6 protein-coding genes are annotated in these 6,261 nt (G+C 37.9%); 5 read left to right on the top strand and 1 reads right to left on the bottom strand.

The window, feature by feature from the left end; genetic code table 11:
- The first annotated feature begins 93 nt into the window (after positions 1–93).
- The 4 genes from D4N35_RS17360 (at position 94) to D4N35_RS17345 (ending at position 4,101) form a co-directional block, all read left to right on the top strand.
- Positions 94–678 carry a TetR/AcrR family transcriptional regulator gene (locus tag D4N35_RS17360; RefSeq protein WP_120075924.1) on the top strand — a complete coding sequence of 195 codons (585 nt, stop codon included), beginning with the start codon at positions 94–96 and terminating at the stop codon, positions 676–678.
- 119 nt (positions 679–797) lie between these two features.
- Positions 798–1,988, top strand: a complete 1,191-nt coding sequence (locus D4N35_RS17355) for an MFS transporter (protein ID WP_120075922.1) — start codon at positions 798–800, stop codon at positions 1,986–1,988.
- 212 nt (positions 1,989–2,200) lie between these two features.
- Positions 2,201–2,290: a hypothetical protein gene (locus tag D4N35_RS18720; protein WP_373284649.1), complete on the top strand. Its 90-nt coding sequence runs from the start codon at positions 2,201–2,203 to the stop codon at positions 2,288–2,290.
- Between the two features lie 83 nt (positions 2,291–2,373).
- A complete protein-coding gene (locus D4N35_RS17345; protein WP_120075920.1) occupies positions 2,374–4,101 on the top strand; it encodes a multicopper oxidase family protein in 1,728 nt (575 codons plus the stop codon).
- A 69-nt stretch (positions 4,102–4,170) separates the two neighbouring features.
- On the opposite strand, the gene D4N35_RS17340 is transcribed toward D4N35_RS17345, so the two are convergent.
- Positions 4,171–5,079: a helix-turn-helix transcriptional regulator gene (locus D4N35_RS17340; protein WP_120075918.1), complete on the bottom strand. Its 909-nt coding sequence runs from the start codon at positions 5,077–5,079 to the stop codon at positions 4,171–4,173.
- 77 nt (positions 5,080–5,156) lie between these two features.
- Between D4N35_RS17340 and D4N35_RS17335 the strand changes: the two genes are divergently transcribed.
- Positions 5,157–5,612 (top strand): VOC family protein, encoded by a 456-nt coding sequence (locus tag D4N35_RS17335; RefSeq protein ID WP_120075926.1) that lies wholly within the window; start codon positions 5,157–5,159, stop codon positions 5,610–5,612.
- Positions 5,613–6,261 lie beyond the last annotated feature (649 nt).

Below are 6,261 nucleotides of genomic sequence, written 5' to 3'. Positions count from 1 at the left end.
GTGTCCTAAATATTGACGTAGATCCAGTCCTTATAATTTTTGACCATTCATTCTGAAAATGTTATTCTTTTAAAAGAAAGGGGGAAAAGGCACATGGCACGACATAAAGAATTTGATGAAGCAAAGGTTCTCAGTAAAGCAATGGAATTCTTTTGGTATCGGGGTTATGAGGGTACTTCTCTTCAAGAACTACTGAAATATTTGGGAATTGCAAAGCAAAGTATGTATGATACCTATGGAAATAAACACGACTTATTTTTAGCCTCTTTAAAACATTATGCGGATCAGAAGATAACGTATCTAAATGACGCGCTTGAAAGATATGACTCGCCAAAGGAATCCATCATGTTTGTTTTTTACGATTTAGTAAAATTTCTCATTGACGAAGAACGAAAAAAAGGATGCTTTATGATCAATACGGCAGTAGAACTGGCGCCACATGATCAGGAAATTTCGAGATTGGTTGAAACGAACATGGAGAATGAAGTGTCTGCATTTTATCGGGCATTAATCCGCGCACAAAAAGAAGGTGAATTAAGTGAGCGGCACAATGATCTTATGGCACTTGCCCGATTCTTGAACCATGCTCGATATAGTTTGTTTATTGCATCTAAATCCACTTCGGATCCCGTTGTTTTAAATGATATTGTTAAAATTACACTCTCGGTCTTAGATTAACCTTTTGCTGACCCTTTTCTTATTTATGATTATTTTAGACCGATCAGTCTATAATAACCATTTTTCACTGGGGTTTTTGCGATTATATTAGACCGAATGGTCAAAAAAGGAGAGATATTGTGGAAAACAACAAAAGGATTGATTCTAAAACGAATCTGGGCATTTTGATGCTTGCTATAGGAATGTTTGTTGTTGGGACAGTTGAATTAGTTTTTGCTGGAGTGTTGAAACTGATATCCACTGACCTCGGAGTTTCGGTCGCAACTACGGGACAGCTCGTGACCATTTATGCTGTTATTTATGCAATAGGTACACCTATTCTCATTTCGTTAACCTCCCGCATAGAGAGGAAAAAGCTGTTATTACTTTCGTTATTCGCTTTTATCCTCAGTAACGTCATTGCAGCCATTAGTCCAAATTATATCTTTCTTATGATCTCAAGAATGATTGCAGCCATTAGTGCCGGGATATTTAGCGTATCTTCCATTGCATTTGCTGCCAAACTAGTCCCTCCCGAAAAAGCAGGGAAAGCAATCGGGACAACGGTTATGGGATTTAGCTCTTCATTGGTTTTAGGGGTACCTCTAGGAACAGTTGTAGGAGAAGCATTTGGATGGAGAATGACGTTCACTTTTGTGGCACTTGTTACTCTTCTTCCTGTGTTTGGAATTTGGCTATTTACTCAGAAAGTAAAAGGAGAGGATCCAGTACCGCTAAAAACACAGTTTTCTATCTTACGAAAACCCGCAATGGTTATGGGGCAATTGGTGAGTGCGTTCGTATTTATTGGCCAATTTTCTCTGTATACGTATTTCACACCCTTCTTGCATCATCTGGCTAGTTTTAATATGGGAAAAATTACCATCGCATTCTTTGTTTTAGGCATATTTGGTATTCTAGGAAGTTATATAGGTGGTTATAGCGTAGATAAGTGGGGTGTTAAGAAGACGTTATTTGTAACGATAGGTAGTAGGGTACTTACATTCTTTTTACTTCCGCTGGTTGGGGAACATCCTATTTTTTTATTTTTGATCATGATGGTATGGAGTGCTTCCGGCTGGGCAACGACTCCCGCGAATCAAACATATCTTAGATCTTTGGCTCCAAAATTAGCGGATATGATTATTGCGGTGAATACATCTTTCATGCAATTAGGTATTGCTTTAGGATCAGCAATGGGAGGATTAATCATCAGCAATCATTATTCTTATACCTCACTAAGTTGGTTTGCAGGAGTTATTACCTTGGTTGGTTTATTTTCTTTTTTTCTCTCCATTTCCCTTTCCAATAGGCAAGATACTATCCAATAGGATGTTTAAATTTTTATATCCAACTAGCTTATGTTTAGTTGCACCTTTTAAAAAAATGAAATGAAAGAGGGATTAGTTTGATTATTGCCAAATTCCGAAAGATAAAATGGTAAATGGAAGTCGCATAGAAAAGGGGACAAAACGCTTTGGGGAATTAAGACGTTTAATGCCCGAATTTAACGCAAGCTGTACCAACGCAACAACTCAAAGAGCTGGAAAAAGACGGACTGGTCACCCGTGTTGTGTATCAGGAAGTTCCACCAAGAGGTGATATGTTGCGAGATTTCATGCATAGAAAATAATCATTATGTTCCAATAAATTTTCCACACACTGAACAGTCTTTCTGCATTCTATATATAGAAATGTGTAAAGGGGCTGGTCGTCATGTCTTTAACAAAGTTTGTCGATAAATTGCCGATAATTCCAACGCATAAACCAATTGGGACATATCAAGGAGTTCCCTATTTTGAAGTGTCCATGCGACAGATAAAGCAGAAGCTGCATCGTGATTTGCCGCCAACGACTGTTTGGGGATATAACGGTATCTATCCTGGTCCAACATTTGAAGCGATCAGGAATCAGCCGATCTATGTGAAATGGAAGAATAAGCTTCCATTTGAGCATCTCTTACCTGTTGATCGAAGCCTTATGGGTGCTGGAACTGACCAACCTTCCGTCCGTACGGTTGTTCATTTACATGGGGGGCGTAATCGACCTGAAAATGACGGGTCACCCGATGCATGGTTCACACGTGACTTTGGAAAAAAAGGTCCAAATTTTGTTAAAGAGATCTACTATTATCCAAATTGTCAGCGTTCTGCAACTCTTTGGTATCATGACCATGCCCTGGGAATCACTCGTTTGAATGTATATGCCGGATTATCCGGGTTTTATATAATTCGTGATCAGCAAGAAGAGGAGTTGAATCTGCCAAGCGGGGATTATGAAATCCCTTTGCTGATTCAAGACAAGTCTTTTTATCCTAACGGAGAGCTCTATTATCCTGCTAAACCAGATAAACCACCAGCAACTGCACCCAATTCGCCGCCTATGCCCAATCCCTCTATTGTGCCAGAGTTTTTTGGTGATACAATTCTAGTCAATGGCAAAGTTTGGCCCTATCTTGAAGTAGAACCTCGTAAATACCGTTTTCGCATCCTAAATGGATCAAATGCTCGTTTTTATGAGCTACGGTTAAACAATGGACAACAATTTATTCAAATTGGTACAGACGGCGGCTTACTAGGGTCTCCAGTCGAAGTAAATACGATTCTGCTTTCGCCTGCAGAGCGTGCCGATATTATTATTGACTTTTCTAAAAGTAAGGGAGAACAAATTATTCTTACCAATAGTGCGAATGCACCATTCCCGGGGGGCAGTGGTGATGCTCCAACAGCCGATACCTCACAAATTATGGAGTTTCGAGTTAACGAACATCAGGAAATTGCTGATTCTAGTATAATTCCCGCGAAACTAAGCTGTATGGAAATATTAAATCCCATAGAATCTACTTATACTCGAGTGAACACATTAGATGAGGATACGGATGAGTATGGTCGTCCATTCCAATTGCTCAATAAAATGATGTGGGGGGAGCAGCCTATTACAGAGACGCCTTCCAACGGCAAAATTGAAATTTGGGAGTTTTACAATATGACTAACGATTCGCACCCGATTCACCTGCATCTCGTCCATTTTCAAATCCTAGACCAAGCGAAGTTTAGTGGAAATCCCCTTCATCCAGAAAATCCAAAAGAACCGTTGGTAATAGGAGATCGAATCCCACCTCTACCAAATGAACGTGGCTGGAAAGACACAGTACGTGTTGACCCGGGAATGGTCACACGGATCATTGCCCGTTTTGGCCCTTACACTGGAATCTACCCATGGCATTGCCATATGCTTGAGCATGAAGACCATGATATGATGCGACCCTACGAAGTGTTGAGGAACCCATCGTTTGATCCGTGTGCAGCGATTCCGTCCGTATGTGCAGATGATTCTTTTGCACAATGCTTCAATAATGGAATGTGTCGAGACTATCCTAAGGAGTCAGCTCAAGAGGCTGATATCATAGTGAAAATAGGGGAGCGTATAATAAAAAGGTTTTGATGGGAGACAGAGAAAGAGATTTGAAATCAGGATACCCATACTAAAGAGAGATACCAAACGGTGAACATTTTATTTGTAAAGTTTCACTGTCTCCTCCAAAATATTCAAATATTTAGCAATAAAGCTTTTTGGCTTTATAATTTTAACTTTATTGCCGAATCCCGCTAAAAACTGGTAGGCAAATTGATTCTCAGGTAATTCAATAGTCGCAAGATAACTTCTTGGAGTCACTTTTGTTACGACATTTTTTCCGTATCTCTCGATAAATTGATCTCTTACAACAACATCTATCAATAGCTGTACACTAACCAAATTTGACTGTTTATTATGTTGCTTTTCTTCTTCCAAAACTTTATCAGGTCTTGGAACAAAAAAACCGTCTTTTTGGATATTTGCTATCCTCGTCACTTTAAATGTTCGATAATCTTCCCGTTCTAAACTATAACCATAAAGATACCAATGCATTTCACTTACATACATCATATAGGGTTCTACGACTCTATATGTTATGTTTCCTTTTTGGTCTACATACTCAAACTTTAATAACCAATTATTTTCAATGGCTTGTTTGATAAATAAAATATCTTCTTTAATTTGACTTCTCCCTGCCCAATCATAAAAAGATAAATCAAGTTTTGGAGCTATATCTGTGCTGGTCATTCCTTTGATTTTTTGAATAGTCGTTTGAATTTCTTGATTCGTAATCAGTTGCTCAAAACCCCCTAAAGCTACGAGTATATTTTCAATATCTTTGTTATTTAATAATCGTTTATCGAATTTATACTCTTCCATCAGTGTGTATCCGCCTTCAACACCATATTTGGCATAAATAGGGATGTTTGCATAACTTAGTGTTTCCATATCACGCTGAATAGTTCGTCTTGTTACATGAAAAAGTCGACTAAATTCTGATGCCGAAACAACCTCTTTTTGTAATAAGATCATCACGATCGAGATAAGTCTCTCAATTTTTTTCATATTTTCCTCCTATATACGACATACATATGTCACCTATGTGCTATTATACTGCAAATATGAAAAGGAGGAAATAAATGATGAAAGCAATAACGTATCTACAATTTGATGGAAAAGCAGAAGAAGCGTTAGCCTTTTATAAAAAGGCGTTACAAGCAACAAGCGTAAAAAAAGTGAGATTTGGTGCTTTTGATCAAGACCCAAATGCTCCATTAACAGAAGAGGAGCAAAACATGATTATGGAATCTCGTATTGAGTTTTCAGGGAATGTTTTAATGCTCTCTGATGTTCTGCCCTCTATGCAAGCTGTGACTGGCGAAGTCATAAAGGGAAATGCTCTCTTAATTAGTATCATTGATGCTGATCCAGAGATGAATAAACAAATTTTCGAAAAGCTATCAGAAGGTGGTACTGTGATCATGCCGTTATCTTCTACTCCATGGTCAGCTAGTTTTGGAATGTTAATCGATAAATTTGGTGTAATGTGGAAGTTTAATAGTGAAGCAAGTAAATTTCTAGATAGTTTTGTAAGTTAAATTTGTATTGTGGGGATTAAGACTCTCCAATATTTTTATTATCAGACCCTGAAATTCCTTTATGATAAGGGATTTCAGGTCGGATTAACCCCGAAATTTTAGACATTAGCGCTCTTAATCGAATTTGGCCGCTGCAATTTGGCGCTTCATTCTAGTTTTCGCGCTACATTTTATATGCCCTGTCGCCATTTTTGGAATGACTGTAACAGATGTCGTACTCATCTGGCATGTCCTAACAATCTATCAGCCGGATTTAATTCTTTGGATGAAGATTATGGCCATTGCTGTGTCCCTAAAAGGCGTTGTGGAGATTTTGCTGTTTATTCGACTTTTTGCAATAGGCCGGTCCAATGAAGACACTTGAATGGAAGAAGGACTTTTCTGTATGAGCAAGAAGAAAGTGAACCATTTCGTAATTTTATTTTGCATCTCTTTTGAAAAAAATTTAATGGAACGAACAAATTTCAGTGGCATATATGTTACATTAAAACTAATAAAGCAATCTTAGAGCTCGTTTGATATCATTCCGATTTTCGTTAAAGAAGACGAAGAACATTTACAAAATAGATCTGTGATATTTTTTATTATTCCTTTACGTATATTGGAACAGATTTAGATTTAAAAAAATTATCCTGAATTACGAAAGTAA

The organism is Siminovitchia fortis, assembly GCF_003605365.2.
GTDB lineage: Bacteria > Bacillota > Bacilli > Bacillales > Bacillaceae_C > Siminovitchia > Siminovitchia fortis.
The sequence above is the reverse complement of the archived record's forward strand: the minus strand, read 5'-3'. Positions and strand labels throughout refer to the sequence as shown.